This is a genomic window from Pontibacter rufus, from assembly GCF_015694705.1.
Taxonomy (GTDB): Bacteria; Bacteroidota; Bacteroidia; order Cytophagales; family Hymenobacteraceae; genus Pontibacter; species Pontibacter rufus.
Map to the genome: position 1 here is coordinate 62879 of NZ_JADQDR010000001.1, position 14176 is coordinate 77054.

A 14176-nucleotide genomic window follows, 5' to 3' on the forward strand; every position below is an offset into this window, starting at 1 on the left:
AGTGAACGGGCAGCAGTGCATAAAAAGGAAAGCCGGCTCTACGCCGGCTTTCCTTTTTAATTTAAAATCTACTATCAAAATTACCTAATCTGAGGTGCTATACGGTATTACCTGCGGTAACGTTGGTTCCGGTCGGTATCGTTGTAATAATTGTCGTTTCCGGAGTCCGTTTCATCAGCCCAGCGCGGCCCGTTCTCATAACCTTTGTTATAGTTGCGGTCGCGGAACACCTCAGAGCCGCGGCGCTCCCGATCAAAGCGGTCGTGCCGGGCGTGGCTGTGCGGGGTGTAACCGGGCTCATCAGAATGCATAATGTCGTTCCAGCCATCTTTTACGCGCTGGAAAAAGCCACGCTGATCGTGCTGGTGATCAGGCCTGTCAGGGGTATAGCGGCCCTCGCGGTACCAGTTATGCGAACCGCTGCCGTAGCGGTAATCATCTTCTTTGTAACGGCTGCGGGTGCCCGGGCCTTCACGTCCGGCAGTATCGTTGTTGTAATTGTTCATGTCGCTGTAGTTGCCCGGTCTTGATCTGTCATCAAAGCTGCCCTGATAGTTATAGCTGCTGCCGTGGCCGGTGCGGTTGCCATGGTTGATCATAGACTGCTCGTTGCGGTAAGGGCTGTCTGGACGGTTGCCGTAATGCTCGTTCTGGTTGCGGGAACGCTCATAAGTGGGGCGTTGCTGGTTTTCGCGGCTATAGTTGTTGCCGTACCGCCGCTCCGGTGCGTCCTGTGCGCCATGGCTGCTGGGCCCGGTATGGAAAAAGTTGCCCGCATCCCATTTCCGGTTGTTGTCGCCACGGTAGCCGTAGCGTTGCGAAGACTGGCTTTGCTCTTTGTCCTTTTGGTATAGCTCGCGGCCAATACGTTGGTTTTCACCGCCTATGTTGCCGTTTTCTTCTGGGTTATCTGTCATAGCTCTGGGTTTGTTAGATTGAATAGTACAAATGAAATGTTGCCGCTGCCGCGGATTTATTTGTACGATGTTCTGTGGCTATAGTTGGTTCGGCGCCCTTTGAGCGGCAAAACCACAGGAATCTTCCTGTATACTTTAACTATAGTTGTTGTGGCAGATTTGTGAGAAATTTATACCTGTGCAGGCTGGAGAGAGGCGGAGGAATTCTGGGGTAACAACTAACTCTGCCCGGTAGAACTGCATTGCCGTATAGGCCGTTGTTTAGCGCTTACTGGTGCTTTTACAGGCAAGCCATATTGCGGCAGCTATTGTTAGCTGGTGAAAACATACTTACGGACGAAAGTACCCGCAAATTCTGCTTTGCTGCATACCGGTTAATCGAAATACTCGCGTAGCAATTCGCGCACGTCGGGCTCTGTCAGGGGTTTGGATACGTGCCGGCGCACATCCGGAAAGGCCTTCAGTCTTTCCAGATCATAAAAGCTGGCAGAAGAAGTCAGCATCAGCATGATGCTCTGCTGCTTCTGCGCCTCTGGTAACAGCTGGTATTGCTCCAGAAACTCAAAGCCATCCATTACAGACATTTTGATGTCTACAAAGATCAAATCCGGGTAAGCATAATCGTCCAGGCTGGCATATGCTTTTTCCAGGTACTCAAGCGCCTGTTCCCCGTTCGTTACTACCCTGATGTCAGAAGCTACATTCATGCGCGACAGCAACCGGTGGTTCAGGTAGTTGGTTGTTTCATCGTCGTCGATCAGTAGAATCGTATGCAGTGTTTTCATATTTAACTGGCTAATACTGCTTTCATTTTTCTCAAATATAAGTATAATTTTTTTGCCGGTATTCGATGCGCCTGTTGTCTTAAAGCATGTGCCGGCTTTTATCCTTATACCTGGTCTGCCGATGTTTTATCCCTTTTTCTGGTACCGTTTGGCCCTGTATAGTGCCTCCTGGCATGATAAGAATTTGCATCCTTTTCGGGCAACTATGGCACTAATCACGCTGATGTAACAGCTGCCACACCCAAGCCTTCAAATACTTCCTTCGCCTCCTGTATACTTCGGATGTCCTCCACGGTCACGACCAGTTTGTGCTTGGCTTCTTTCAGGCGGGAGCGGCGCGAATGCTGCTGCACATACTTGAGGATGTTGCCAAACGTGTCGGACTGGAAGTAGGCATCGTTGTTTTCGGACGGAATATAGCCTTTCATCACTTCTTTTTTGATGGTAAGCTTTTCGAAGCCAAGTTGCTGGGCCTGCCAGCGCAGCTTTACAATATCTACCAGCTTCTGCACCTCTTCGGGCAACGGACCGAAGCGGTCTACGATGCTGTCGCGCAGCTTCTCCAGTTCCTGCAAATCTTTGGTGCTGTCGAGTTTGCTGTAGAGACTCAGGCGCTCGGAAATATTGCTCACGTACCAGTCCGGTATCAGCACTTCCATATCGGTTTCAATACTACACTCACGCACCGGTTCAATAAACTGCTCCAGGTTGTCTTTCAGGAACAGGTCTTTGAATTCAGTTTCTTTGAGTTCTTTGATGGCATCGTCGAGCACCTGGTGGTACATCTCAAAACCGAGGTCGGTGATAAAGCCGCTCTGCTCGCCACCCAGCAAGTTACCCGCTCCCCGGATGTCCAAATCGCGCATCGCAATCTTAAAGCCTTCGCCCAGGTCCGAAAATTCTTCGAGCGTGCTTAGGCGCTTGCGGGCATCGCTTGGCAAACCGGCCACCGGCGGCGTGAGCAAATAGCAATACGCCTTTTTGTTGGAGCGCCCCACTCGGCCGCGCATCTGGTGCAGATCCGAAAGTCCGAACATGTGTGCGCGGTTGATGATAATGGTGTTGGCGTTTTCGATATCAAGGCCCGATTCGATGATATTGGTACTGACCAGCACATCATACTCGCCGTTCACGAACTTCATCATGCGCTTTTCAAGCTTCTCGGGTTCCATCTGGCCGTGCGCGTAGGTTACCTTGGCATCGGGCACGTGGCGCAAAATCATGGCGGCAATCTCTTCGATGTCTTTGATGCGGTTGTGCACGAAAAAGACCTGTCCGCCGCGCTTCATCTCGTACACCACGGCATCGCGAATCAGTGTTTCGTCGAACACGTGCAGCTCTGTTTTGACCGGCTGGCGGTTGGGTGGTGGCGTGGCAATCACGCTCAGGTCGCGGGCGCCCATCAGCGAGAAGTGCAGCGTACGCGGAATCGGTGTGGCCGTGAGCGTGAGCGTATCCACGTTGATTTTCATCTCGCGCAGCTTTTCCTTTGTCTTCACGCCGAATTTCTGTTCCTCGTCCACAATCATCAGCCCCAGGTCTTTGAACTGCACATCTTTGCTCACGATGCGGTGCGTGCCAATCAGAATGTCGATTTTGCCTTCTGCCAGTTTCTTTAGCGTTTCTTTGGTATCCTTGGCGGTTTTAAAGCGGTTGATATAATCCACGGTTACCGGAAACTGCTCGAGCCGTTGGTGGAAGGTGCGGTAGTGCTGCATGGCCAATATGGTCGTGGGCACGAGCATGGCGACCTGCTTGCCGTCGCAGGCGGCTTTAAAGGCAGCACGTATGGCCACCTCGGTTTTGCCGAAACCCACGTCGCCACACACCAGGCGGTCCATCGGGTGTGGCTGCTCCATGTCGGCCTTCACATCTTCAGTGGCTTTGCCCTGGTCGGGGGTATCCTCGTAAATAAACGACGACTCCAGCTCCGCCTGCAAAAAGCCATCGCGGGTATACGCATAACCTGGCGCGGCTTTGCGCTTGGCGTATAAGCTAATCAGCTCGTGCGCAATGTCTTTAACCTTGCTCTTGACCTTCTTCTTTTTGTTTTCCCACTCCGGCGAACCCAGCTTGCTCATACTTGGCGGACCGCCTTCTTTGCCGCTATACTTGCTTATTTTGTGCAGCGAGTGGATGCTGACATACAGCAGGTCATCGTCGCGGTACACCAGCCGGATGGCTTCCTGCAAACGGCCACCCACTTCCACTTTCTCCAGCCCGGCAAAGCGGCCGATACCGTAATCCACGTGGGTTACATAGTCGCCGGGCTGCAGCGAACGCAATTCTTTCAGCGTCATCGCCTTGGATTTGGAATGTCCTTCTTTGGCCTTGTGCTGGTAAAAACGGTCGAACAGCTGGTGGTCGGTGTAACAGGTAATTTTTAGCGTCTGGTCGATGAAGCCTTCGCGCAATGAAACCGGCAGGTGCTGAAACCGCACGTCGTGGTCCAGCTCATCAAAAATCATGGTGAGGCGGTTTATCTGGCGCGGCGAATCGGTGGCGATGATATTCACAAAGCCATCGCCCTGCTGCTCGTGCAAGTCCTTCACCAGCCGCTTAAAATCTTTGTTAAACGAGGGTTGCGGCTTGGCCTGCAACTGTATAACCTCGGCACTTTTAAAGTAAAAACGCTTGCCGATTTCGATGACGTTGAAGTTATCCAACAGCTTTTTAAACTGCTTTTGCGTCTGAAACAATTGCTCCGGGTCCGACACAATCTGGGTACCACCGCTGCCGGCCAGCATCTTTTCAAACGCAAACGAAGCCTTTTCAAAATATTCCTCAATCACGTCCAGCGTCAGGCGAATATCCTTGAACCAGATGTTCGTGTTTTCGGGCAGGTAATCCAGGAAAGCCTCACGGGTTTCCTGCAAGAGCTTAGTTTGTACGTTTGGTATAATCGAAATCGCTTTCTTCGTCTCCACGCTCAGCTGCGTATCGGGGTCGAAGGTGCGGATGCTTTCAATCTCATCGCCGAAGAGTTCGATGCGGTAGGGTAGGTCGTTGGCGTAAGAGTATACATCTACGATGCCGCCGCGTACGGCATACTGGCCGGCCTCGTACACAAACTCGGTGCGCTCAAAGCCATACTCGGCCAGCATCTCGCTCAGGAAAGCCGTATCCAGTTTTTCGCCCACCTTGGCCCCCAGCGTATTCTCCACCAACGATTTCTTATTGATCACTTTCTCCGTCAGCGCCTCCGGGTAGGTCACGATGATTTCGCCTTTGCCGGTTTTCTGGTTCAGGCGGTTGAGCACCTCGGCCCGCATGAGGATGTTGGCGTTCTCAGTATCGTCGAAGCTGTATGGCCGCTTGTACGAAGTCGGGAACAGCAGTACCTCCTTCTGGTCGCCGAGCAGGTTTTTGAGGTCTGTATAAAAATAAGCCGCCTCCTCTCTGTCGTGCAACACATAGAGTTGGTGCTGTTTATTTATCGTATACACCGCCGAAGCCAGCACCGCATCCAGGCTGCCTGCCATGCCTTTTAGTTGCAGGCGGTACGCTTTGTTGGCTTTCAGCCGTTCGGCAATGGTTTGCACCACGCTGTCGAGGCGGTACAGCTCTAAGAAATCTTTAACTTTCATTCAATTATATAACAAAACAGCAAAGGCAGAATAACAAAACAGCAAAGGCAGAACACAGGGCTATCGTATAGCCGTGCTCTGCTGTTTCTTTTTACAAAGATACTACAAGATAATGTTTTATCAGAACTGTAATGAGGGGGAGAAGGTTGCGTAGTGCTAAAAGAAGGATTGTTGATTTAAATAATCATAAACATATTACCGGTTAACTCAGAGTTATCTTAACAATATATAGGAGTTGAGCCTAGTTGTTAACAGTGTCTTGCCTCTATTTATGTGTCTTAGTTTATCTTCGTGTTTCCCTCTTGGCTTTCCTTTGTGTTTTCATCTTGTCTTACCTTGTATGTAATGTAATATCATAAGTTGTCTTGAGAACATGCTCTAGATAAGACTTATTATCTAATTATTTCTTATAGTCTTGTATGAAGCAGGATAGATGTATATGACACGGGTTTTGGGGCGGCCTATTTTTTAATAAAATCTTCTTCCCGTCTTGTTTCCTATTCATATGCCTTATATCTTTGTGATACATTAATGCATTGTTCTATGAACGCGGAGATTAGACAAGAACTAGAAAGGTTAAAGGAACTAATAAAGAAGGATCTAATAGCCAAGATAGAAAGTATAGATGATATGGTTGATTTGATGCAACTGTATAACTCTATGTCAAATATTCATGCTGAAGATTCCATATCCTCGACTGAAGATATACTTTCAGATAAGCCTGAAAAATATCAAGCTTATAACAACCCAAGTAGCTATAGACATAAAGTTGTTAGTGTTCTAAAAATAGAGAATAAGTTTCTAAATATTAATGAGATTAGTAACATTATACATAAGCTGGAACCAGACATTTCATTTGAACAAATAAAAAAAGGTGTTAGTAGTGCTAAGTCTAATCTAATCAGTAGTGGTGCGATAGTGAAGTATGTTGTAGGATCGTCTAATCAAAATAGCTTTTATGGAAGTAGTAGTTGGTTAGACGAAGATGGAAATCCTAAGCCTGAACATATGTATAATGAAGAAAGCTTGGTTGTAAAAGAAGAAGTGAAGATATAAAAATGGGTAGCTGTAGCTACCCATTTAAAACACTGAGAAAGGTGGTTAAATGTGAATTAAGCATATGACTCATGCCACATTAGAGTAGCAGATCGCTAAAATAGCCTCATTAACTATTTTGGAAAGTTGCCATTACCCACTCTTTCTTTAGTACAGGTTTGGTGTCCGCCTTTAAAAGGCTGTCTCTCTGAGACAGCCTTTCCTGTTTAATATCACAAAGATAACTATGTTACACTAAATATACAATATACTTATTCCCTCCCATGCCGCAAGTTTAGCGTCAGTGCAATTTGTGGATTTACAAACTGGTGTTATCAGTAGTTCAATTTTACAAGCTAGTCATACATTACGGCCCTCGTAGGGACAGGTCGCGACCTGTCCCTACAAACATGGTTTGGTGTCGTATACTTCATACATGACACGCCCAGATCGGAAACTGAACAGGTTATGTGATTTTGACTACAGCCAGGATGCTTTATACTTCGTGACTTCATGTGTGAAGGACAAAATATGCGTTTTCGGCGAAGTGGTTGACGAGGAAATGCAGGTGAACGAGCATGGACATATTGCAGAACGGCAATGGTACTGGTTGGCAGAGCAATATCCGTATGTTATTTTACACGCCTTTGTGGTGATGCCAAACCACATGCACGGCATCATCGAAATTGACAGGGAAAATAGTCCTGTAGGGACAGGTCGCGACCTGTCCAATCGTGCACCGATAACAAACCATGAGAAAACAACAACTGGTGCTTTGCCAACACAGAAAATCAAGTCCCTGTCAGCACTGATGGGCGTGTATAAAACTACGACATCGAAATTGGTACGCTTGGCGGGCTTGCCCGACTTTGCCTGGCAGCGCTCCTTTCACGATCACATCATCCGGCACAACAGCGCCTATATTCATATAAGGAATTACATCCAGGAGAATCCGGCGAAATGGCAGCATGATATGTTTTATCTGCCGGAGAAGCAGAGACGCCACGGCAAGTTAAAGCCATCATCAGGATAGCGCTATTTGCCGGGCCTGTCGTTGTTGATTTCAATCCAGTGGCCGTCCGGGTCCTGGAAGTAAATCTGCTTCACGCCGTCTACGCGGATGGTAGGGGCTTTTTCGGTTCCGGGCCAGTTCGTGTATGCCACTTTATGTTTGTCGAGGTTCGCGATAAAGTCCTCCATAGATGCGACGCTGAAGCACAGGTGGTCGTTCTTATCGCGCTTTATGTTTTTTTCTGCGCCCTGTATCAGGTGCAGCTGACCGGCGTCTCCGATGGTGAACCAAGTATGGCGTCCGTCGTGAAACGGCTCCGGTATTTCTTTGAGCTGCAGTACATCTTTGTAAAAGGCCGTGCTCGGCCCCAGGTCGTGCACGTAAATGGCGATGTGATTGAGCATCAGGGGCGATGAACTTGTCTGGGCGTTTGCGGTATGTGCCGCAAAACCGAGCAGGCAGAGAATTAAAAGATTAGAGAGGATTCGCATATAGTGTATAAAGTAAGGATACGGGATAATCCGACAGCAAGAAAGCAAAAAAGTAGGAAACCCGTTGGCAGTAGTATGGTTTTTATGTGCTGCCCTTGATGCAGCCGGATGATTATGGTGTTTTCTAAGCTAAAAAATAAAAATCAATTAGCAGAGAATCAGGTATAAAAATGAAGTTTATACTGTAGCATAGAGCGAAGTATAACTAATTTGGTAAGCAGCAGTTTATCAAATTAATACATCAGCAAATTTACTTGGTATGGAAAGTATAAACGAACTCAAAATTGACCTGGAGGAACAATCGCTGCGGGCTTTGCTGAATACGCAAACCCATAAAGACTGCAAACTGGTGGCAGAGGGCGACTCGTGGTTTGCTTACCCGCTTGTGCAAGACATCATCGATCACCTCCGGCAGATGGGCTACGCCATAAAGAACCACAGCAAATCGGGCGATACGCTGGAGAACATGGTGTATGGCACCGGCTTCAGTATAGCAGACCGGGTACACCGCGCTATCAACTATGGCCCGATTAGCCTGATTGAAACCCTGCGGTCGGTTAAAAACCTGCAACCCCGGTTTGTGCTGCTCAGCGCGGGCGGCAACGATGTGGTGGGCCCCGAGTTGACGCAGTACCTGAACCACAAAAGATCAGGGCTGCCGCTCTTTCGCGAGAGCTTTTTCCGGGGCAGCATAGATGGCTATATCAGAAGCGCTATCATTACTTTTATGGAGAAAGTATGGTCGGTCGATCCGCACATACATATTATCATGCACGGCTACGACTATGCCATCCCGAACGGAACGCAGTATGAATTTGCAGGCATCAGCTTTGCGGGACCCTGGGTGCTGCCGGCCTTCGCCAGAGAAGCGATAACGGACAGGGCGGAGCAGGACCAGATTATACGCCAGCTGGTAGATATTTTTAACGAACTGCTCATCAGCCTCGACAACAGCCACCCCAATTTCCACCACATAGATTTAAGAGGAATGTTTCCGGACGAAGCCCAATGGCACAACGAAATCCATCTGAAGAGCGAAGAGTATGCCCAGGTAGCGGCCTTGTTTCATAAAAAGATAGTGGAGATACTGAACTACAATCCTGTTACCGTGTGGGGCAATGCAGCAGCTCCAGGTCAGTAAGGGGCAGGCGAAAAAGTTATACGATACACGCGGAAGCTGCGCATACTACGGATTTTTGCTGTTATTGGATCTAACTTGCGCTCGCCTATCTGCTGGCGCCACATGGCGTAGTATAAGCCTTTTTGAGCCAGCAGCTCGTTGTGGCTGCCTTGCTCCACAATCTTTCCTCTCTCCAATACATAAATAATGTCGGCGTACATGATGGTGGAAAGACGATGGGCAATCAGGATGGTGATTTGCTCGCGCAAAGCAGATATCTCGCGTACAGTGGCGGTTATTTCTTCTTCGGTGAGGCCTTTGGGCTGTGGTTTGCATTTCAAAATTACCAGCTTACCTGCTGAGCCTGTAAATCAAACCGGCTTATACCTGATGCACGTAGTATAAAAGTTAGTATGCGCAAAGATAAGCGCCATACAATACAATAGAATGGAAAACAGGCACACAGACAAGTATAAGATTCTAATTCTCGGGATTGGCGGCATTGGTGGCTACTTTGGCGGGAAACTGGCCGCACATTACAGGGATTCTCCGGAAGTGGAAGTCGGCTTTTTTGCCCGCGGCGCCCATGCCGATGAAATAGCGAAAAACGGCCTGCAGCTACACACCACGCAGGGCAACCTGACAGCCCGGCCGGCTTATGTCACCGATAATCCGGATGCTCTTCACCCTGTTGATTTGCTGATCTGCTGCGTGAAAAGTTATGATCTGGAGGACAGCCTGCAGCGCGTGCGCCCCTGCATCTCTGAGAATACCATTATCCTACCGCTGCTGAATGGTGTGGATGCGCCGGCCCGCATCCGGGAAATGTTTCAGGGCACGGAAGTATGGGAAGGCTGCGTGTACGTGATAGCACGGTTAGCAGCACCCGGCATCGTAAAAGAGAAAGGCGGCATGGGCCTCTTATACTTTGGATCTTCAGAAGCGAGCCCGGATAAACTGCGCCGGGTAGAAAGTGTTTTCCAGGCCGCAGGTGTCAGGGCAGAGGCGGCGGTAGATATACTGCACACCATCTGGGCCAAGTTCCTGTTTATTTCTGCCGTCGCAACGGCCACCTCTTACCTGGATACCAGCATGGGCGCCATCCTGGAAAAGGAAGACAGCAGACAATTGCTGCTGCGCTTGCTGGGAGAATTGCAGGCGGTAGCAAAGGCAAAGGGCATTATACTCTCAGACGATATGATTCCGGCGATGCTGCAGCGGATGGCTTCCCTGCCTTATGGCACGACATCATCCATGCACAGCGATTTTCAGAAGGGCGGCAAAACAGAGCTGGAGTCTTTAACCGGCTATGTGGTGCGCGAAGGCGAAGCGCTTGATGTGCCGGTGCCCACGTATGCAAAGCTGTATGCAGCTCTAAAGGGGAGAAGCTAACAATACAGCATGCGGGTAATCCGGGATCTTTTATACTTGCAGAGCTGTAATATTTTGCATTGTAGCAGTATACACCCTGGAGCTTACTCGGCCTGGCCTGGTATAAAGTTGAGCGCATTGTCCAGGGTATAAAAAATAGTGCGTGTGCCGCCGGAGGGGCAGCAGTTGGCATCCGTATCGAGGTAAACGGGGAAGGTGCGGACAAGGCGGTTGCCGGCTACCTGAAATTCGTCGTGGCCCATGTACCCCTGCTGCTGCTCAGGTGTTAGTTCGGGCATGTGGAGTTCGCCCCAATACTGGTTGTCGAACTCATAGCCGTAAACTTTGCCATAGCTGCCTGTGCCACCGCCGTTCAGAAAGACCAGCAGTTCCGGCTTTTTGTTGCCGTTCAGGTCCGTTATTACACTGTTGGTAACGGTGCCTTCAATGTCCTCATCGATGCGCGACGGCTGCTGTCCTTCACGCTCCAACTGGATGGTGAGGTGGCGCATGCTGCCTTCGCCGGTAGTGGTTACCAGAAAATGCATACTGCCGGACTCCAGTTTCTTTTCATAGCTGATGATATCGCTGGCTGGTTTGGGTGCCGGCTGCTGCGCTAAAGTGTCAACTGTTTCGGCAACAGGAGCTTCAGTATTCGTTTCCCTGGCTGCGTTGTCGCTGCTGCAGGCTGAAAAGAGCGCAAGAGAGAGGTAAAGTATAATCCGGGAGGTTGTTTTCATAAGGGGTGCTTCTGATGCTTTAATTCTAATTCATCAATTAAATATACAGGAATATCAATGTTTCTGCTGTCTGCGTAGAAGCTAATCTCAAATTTACCATCAGGACGTTTACTGCTTCCAGAGATGTCAATATAGTTTCTATAGTCTTTCGTTTTTTTCTTTAAATGCATCTGCAATATTTCTGAGTCCGGCAATGCATACTTAGAAATAAGTGCTCGGATGAATTCATGAATACCCTGCCCTGTTATCAGCCCGGTAGATAATCTTGCCGTAAAAAGGTTTTAGCCCTTCGCAACAGTCAATTTGCCAAAGCTCAGATGCCATCGAAATACAAATTAGACCAGAACGTTTAATGCTTTTCGGGAAAATACAGCCTTGTTGCTGCCTTTAAGTATGGCAGCTCTGGTCAGTTATTTCCAGCTGTTCTACCGGGAAGCCTTCCTGCCGGGCCTGCTGCACTAAGCGGTGGTAAATGTCGTGATTTAACACAGGCGTACGGGATAATATCCAGAGGCTTTCACGGTCTGGAGCACCTACCAGCACATGTTGATAGTCTGGGTCCAGTTCCAGGATCCAATAGTCGCCTTTAAAGGGCCAGAAGAACTGTACTTTCAGCTTACTGCCGCCGCTGCCTTTTACCGGGAAAGCTTTGCCATGTGCTTGTTTCACTTTGCCGCCGGCACCGCCTTTGCGGCAGGAGTTAAGCACGTCCACATAGCCATCCGGATTTTTTGTATACTCGGCATACACGCAGTGGCACCCTTTCTCAAAGCGTTGCGGCAGTTTGGCAATCTCGTACCAGCGGCCCTGGTAGCGGTCCAGATCTACGGAAGGTACGGTGCGCAGCGGGGCATTTTTGCGTTGTTTGTCGCTGGTAAGTACAAGGGCGGCCAGCAGTACAGTGCCAGCGCCAAGTATGGTTTTCGTGTTTTTGTTCATAGCAAAACAGGCTTAAAGCTGTTTGGCCATTTTGTAGTGTTGGATGGTGCCAAACAGCAGGTATGATTCTTCTACTATCTCATACCCGTTGCGGCGGTAAAAGTTTACGGCATAGTCGCGGGCGTGCAGCACCATGGTGGTGGCTCCCATCTGGCGGGCGCGGTCGTTCATGTACGTTAGCAGCAGGTTGCCCAGGCCCTTGCCCTGCTGGTCGGCGCGGATGCCCATAAAGCGGATTTGCCCCTCCTGCGGCGTGTTCAGGTGCAGTCGGCAAACGCCCAATGCTTGTCCTGCCTCATCTACGAGCATGGCGTGCACGGCGGTGGCATCGTCCTCCACGCGCTCACTGCCTTTGGGTTGGCCCCAGGGCTCACGCAGCGTCTGGTGGCGCAGCAGGTAATATTGCTCAAATTCTTCGGGAGAGGCGGGTTCTTTTATTTTCATTTCTTCAAAAGGCTGAACTATTGAATGGCTTAATGGTTAGCTTCACGGTTTTGGTTTTCCTTGCATCCCGGAAAAAGTAATTCCGCTTATCATCAACCGTGCAGCAATTTAGCCATTCAACCATTTAATAATTTAGCTTTTTACGCCTTTAACCATCCAACAATTAAATAACTTTGTTGTCTTTAAACCGTGTAATCTAAATTTAAGCTTAAACGACAAAACTATGGCATCTTTCGACATTGTAAGCAAAGTGGACCCGCAGATTATGGACAATGCCGTAAACACTGCCCGCAAGGAAATTATGAACCGCTATGATTTCCGCGACACCAAAGGCAGCCTGGAGTACGACAAAAAGGCCAGCGAGGTGCACATCTCTATGGAAAACGACATGCGCGTGCAGCACACCGAAGACGTGTTGATCGGTAAAATGGTGAAACAGGGGCTGGATGGCACTGCCCTGGACTTTTCGAAAGAAGCATACCAGTCGGGCGCGATGATAAAGAAGGACATCAAAGTGAAGGCGGGCATCGACAAGGAAACGTCGAAGAAGATTATGAAGCTGATCAAAGACAGCAAAGTGAAAGTATCGGCTGCCATTATGGAGGAAACAATTCGCGTAACCGGCAAAAAAATAGATGACCTGCAGGATATTATCGCCGTGCTGCGTGCCAATACCGAAGAAATAGGCATGCCGCTCCAGTTCGTAAACATGAAATCTTAATGGTTGCGTCGTTTGCCGCCAACCATTTAACAACCAACAACTAACAATCCATCAATAACTAATAACTACTACTATGGAGATTTTTGCTAATCCCGATACCTGGATAAGCCTGCTGACACTAACTTTTATGGAGGTGGTGCTCGGGATAGATAACATCGTGTTTATCTCGATTGTGGTAGGCCGCCTGCCCCGCGAGGAACAGGCCCGCGGCCGCACCATCGGCCTGATGCTGGCGCTGGTATTTCGTATTATACTGCTGCTGGCCATCTCCTGGATTGTGAGCGCCAACACGCCGTTGTTCACTATTGATGTACCTTTTGCTGCAGAAGATTTTGCTGTGTCGTGGCGCGACATTATTCTCTTTTGCGGGGGCTTGTTTCTGCTGGCTAAGAGCACCACCGAAATCCACAACAAACTGGAAGGCGCCGAAGAAGAGCATGGCGGTGGCAAGGTGCATACCACACTCTCGAAGATACTGGTGCAGATTGTACTCATCGACATCGTGTTTTCCTTCGACTCCATCCTGACCGCCGTGGGACTGGCGCAGGAGGTGCTGGTGATGATTATTGCTGTGATTCTGGCCATGGGCATTATGCTGGCTTTTGCCAGGTATGTGAGCGATTTCGTAAACGAGCACCCGACGGTAAAAATGCTGGCGTTGTCGTTCCTGATTCTGATTGGCTTTATGCTGGTGGTGGAGGCCTTCCATGGGCACATCCCGAAAGGCTATATTTACTTTGCCATGTTCTTCTCGCTGGTGGTGGAGATGCTAAACCTGCGGCTCCGCAAAAAGACTCAGCCGCCGGTGCATCTGCGCCAGAACGAAGTACTGGAGCCAGATACAAAACAGCCTGCAGAGCGGAAGGTATAGCGTGCCCCTGTGCTTGTTGAAGTATAACCACCGCAGTATTTGCGGATTGTAATGCTATCTTATACGCCGGTGCAAGCTTGTAGCTCGCATCAGCCATACGGTTCCGTTTTCCCCTGCAAGATTAATCTCGCAGGCATTAAGTA

General features: G+C 49.2%; 13 protein-coding genes and 1 pseudogene. 6 read left to right on the plus strand and 8 right to left on the minus strand.

The window, feature by feature from the left end:
- Positions 1-107: 107 nt before the first annotated feature.
- From I2I11_RS00280 to mfd, 3 genes are all read right to left on the minus strand, one after another.
- Complete coding sequence (locus I2I11_RS00280; protein ID WP_196265670.1) at positions 108-917, minus strand: hypothetical protein; 810 nt, start codon at positions 915-917, stop codon at positions 108-110.
- A 374-nt stretch (positions 918-1291) separates the two neighbouring features.
- Positions 1292-1702 (minus strand): response regulator, encoded by a 411-nt coding sequence (locus I2I11_RS00285; protein ID WP_196265671.1) that lies wholly within the window; start codon positions 1700-1702, stop codon positions 1292-1294.
- A gap of 215 nt (positions 1703-1917) precedes the next feature.
- Positions 1918-5289: a transcription-repair coupling factor gene (mfd, locus tag I2I11_RS00290; RefSeq protein ID WP_196265672.1), complete on the minus strand. Its 3372-nt coding sequence runs from the start codon at positions 5287-5289 to the stop codon at positions 1918-1920.
- A 543-nt stretch (positions 5290-5832) separates the two neighbouring features.
- On the opposite strand from mfd, the gene I2I11_RS00295 reads away from it, so the two are divergent.
- Together I2I11_RS00295 and I2I11_RS00300 are read left to right on the plus strand one after the other, a co-directional pair.
- Positions 5833-6345: a hypothetical protein gene (locus I2I11_RS00295; RefSeq protein ID WP_196265673.1), complete on the plus strand. Its 513-nt coding sequence runs from the start codon at positions 5833-5835 to the stop codon at positions 6343-6345.
- A 415-nt stretch (positions 6346-6760) separates the two neighbouring features.
- Positions 6761-7357 carry a transposase gene (locus I2I11_RS00300; RefSeq protein WP_196265674.1) on the plus strand — a complete coding sequence of 199 codons (597 nt, stop codon included), beginning with the start codon at positions 6761-6763 and terminating at the stop codon, positions 7355-7357.
- Positions 7358-7359: 2 nt separating this feature from the next.
- Here I2I11_RS00300 and I2I11_RS00305 read toward each other — a convergent pair whose 3' ends face one another.
- Entirely contained in the window at positions 7360-7827 is a 468-nt protein-coding gene (locus I2I11_RS00305; RefSeq protein ID WP_196265675.1) for a VOC family protein, read from the minus strand.
- 259 nt (positions 7828-8086) lie between these two features.
- Here I2I11_RS00305 and I2I11_RS00310 point away from each other — a divergent pair, with 259 nt between their 5' ends.
- A complete protein-coding gene (locus I2I11_RS00310) occupies positions 8087-8968 on the plus strand; it encodes an SGNH/GDSL hydrolase family protein (protein ID WP_196265676.1) in 882 nt (293 codons plus the stop codon).
- Here I2I11_RS00310 and I2I11_RS00315 read toward each other — a convergent pair.
- Positions 8962-9261, minus strand: a pseudogene (locus I2I11_RS00315) (hypothetical protein); the annotation flags it as partial. The gene I2I11_RS00310 and the pseudogene I2I11_RS00315 overlap by 7 nt on opposite strands.
- A 133-nt stretch (positions 9262-9394) precedes the next feature.
- Between I2I11_RS00315 and I2I11_RS00320 the strand changes: the two are divergent.
- Positions 9395-10339, plus strand: coding sequence for a ketopantoate reductase family protein (locus I2I11_RS00320; RefSeq protein WP_196265677.1), 945 nt, complete (start codon positions 9395-9397; stop codon positions 10337-10339).
- Between the two features lie 83 nt (positions 10340-10422).
- On the opposite strand, the gene I2I11_RS00325 is transcribed toward I2I11_RS00320, so the two are convergent.
- The 3 genes from I2I11_RS00325 to I2I11_RS00335 all read right to left on the minus strand — a co-directional run bounded on the left by I2I11_RS00325 (position 10423) and on the right by I2I11_RS00335 (position 12441).
- A complete protein-coding gene (locus I2I11_RS00325; RefSeq protein ID WP_196265678.1) occupies positions 10423-11058 on the minus strand; it encodes a hypothetical protein in 636 nt (211 codons plus the stop codon).
- A 387-nt stretch (positions 11059-11445) separates the two neighbouring features.
- Positions 11446-11997, minus strand: coding sequence for a lipocalin family protein (locus tag I2I11_RS00330; protein WP_196265679.1), 552 nt, complete (start codon positions 11995-11997; stop codon positions 11446-11448).
- Between the two features lie 12 nt (positions 11998-12009).
- On the minus strand, positions 12010-12441 hold the full coding sequence (locus I2I11_RS00335) for a GNAT family N-acetyltransferase (protein ID WP_196265680.1): 432 nt from the start codon (positions 12439-12441) through the stop codon (positions 12010-12012).
- Positions 12442-12664: 223 nt separating this feature from the next.
- Here I2I11_RS00335 and I2I11_RS00340 point away from each other — a divergent pair, with 223 nt between their 5' ends.
- Complete coding sequence (locus tag I2I11_RS00340) at positions 12665-13162, plus strand: YajQ family cyclic di-GMP-binding protein (protein WP_196265681.1); 498 nt, start codon at positions 12665-12667, stop codon at positions 13160-13162.
- Between the two features lie 73 nt (positions 13163-13235).
- Positions 13236-14033, plus strand: a complete 798-nt coding sequence (locus I2I11_RS00345) for a TerC family protein (protein ID WP_196265682.1) — start codon at positions 13236-13238, stop codon at positions 14031-14033.
- The last annotated feature ends 143 nt before the right edge of the window (positions 14034-14176 follow it).

What these genes read in the sequence shown, in the direction of transcription:
- I2I11_RS00320 (WP_196265677.1), top strand. Translation starts at nt 9,395, where the DNA reads ATGGAAAACAGGCACACAGACAAGTATAAGATTCTAATTCTCGGGATT.
- I2I11_RS00295 (WP_196265673.1), top strand. Translation starts at nt 5,833, where the DNA reads ATGAACGCGGAGATTAGACAAGAACTAGAAAGGTTAAAGGAACTAATA.
- I2I11_RS00330 (WP_196265679.1), bottom strand. Translation starts at nt 11,997, where the DNA reads ATGAACAAAAACACGAAAACCATACTTGGCGCTGGCACTGTACTGCTG.
- I2I11_RS00335 (WP_196265680.1), bottom strand. Translation starts at nt 12,441, where the DNA reads ATGAAAATAAAAGAACCCGCCTCTCCCGAAGAATTTGAGCAATATTAC.
- mfd (WP_196265672.1), bottom strand. Translation starts at nt 5,289, where the DNA reads ATGAAAGTTAAAGATTTCTTAGAGCTGTACCGCCTCGACAGCGTGGTG.
- I2I11_RS00310 (WP_196265676.1), top strand. Translation starts at nt 8,087, where the DNA reads ATGGAAAGTATAAACGAACTCAAAATTGACCTGGAGGAACAATCGCTG.
- I2I11_RS00305 (WP_196265675.1), bottom strand. Translation starts at nt 7,827, where the DNA reads ATGCGAATCCTCTCTAATCTTTTAATTCTCTGCCTGCTCGGTTTTGCG.
- I2I11_RS00285 (WP_196265671.1), bottom strand. Translation starts at nt 1,702, where the DNA reads ATGAAAACACTGCATACGATTCTACTGATCGACGACGATGAAACAACC.
- I2I11_RS00345 (WP_196265682.1), top strand. Translation starts at nt 13,236, where the DNA reads ATGGAGATTTTTGCTAATCCCGATACCTGGATAAGCCTGCTGACACTA.
- I2I11_RS00340 (WP_196265681.1), top strand. Translation starts at nt 12,665, where the DNA reads ATGGCATCTTTCGACATTGTAAGCAAAGTGGACCCGCAGATTATGGAC.
- I2I11_RS00325 (WP_196265678.1), bottom strand. Translation starts at nt 11,058, where the DNA reads ATGAAAACAACCTCCCGGATTATACTTTACCTCTCTCTTGCGCTCTTT.
- I2I11_RS00300 (WP_196265674.1), top strand. Translation starts at nt 6,761, where the DNA reads ATGACACGCCCAGATCGGAAACTGAACAGGTTATGTGATTTTGACTAC.
- I2I11_RS00280 (WP_196265670.1), bottom strand. Translation starts at nt 917, where the DNA reads ATGACAGATAACCCAGAAGAAAACGGCAACATAGGCGGTGAAAACCAA.